The sequence below is a fragment of the Idiomarina sp. Sol25 genome (genome assembly GCF_033052775.1).
GTDB lineage: Bacteria > Pseudomonadota > Gammaproteobacteria > Enterobacterales > Alteromonadaceae > Idiomarina.
The window spans coordinates 1-280 of record NZ_JAUPEW010000098.1; the positions used below are offsets into that span (position 1 = coordinate 1).

Here is a 280-nt window from a genome sequence, read left to right on the forward strand (position 1 = left end):
CGCGGTGGGCTGACACCACTTGGGCCGGCCTCGGGTGAGGTGACAATGGCTTCGCTGACGCTCGCCGCGGGTCAGCGCTTCGAAGCGGGCGGCGGGACGACCGTCGACATCATGGGCGGCATCCGTGGCTGGAAATTGGATGGCCTTGTTTCCGTTCCGCTGGCGGGCGTCAGCCTCGCGCCTGAGCAGAGTTTTGTCGATCCCATTGTGGCACTCAGGGTCAACACGCCCATCGCCGACAGATGGTCGGTGCTGACTTATGCCGACGTAGGCGGGTTCG

General features: G+C 65.4%; 1 pseudogene. It reads left to right on the forward strand.

Annotation, left to right across the window (positions count from 1 at the left end):
- Positions 1 to 45: 45 nt before the first annotated feature.
- Positions 46 to 280 (forward strand): annotated as a pseudogene (locus tag Q5L94_RS13630) (hypothetical protein); the annotation flags it as partial.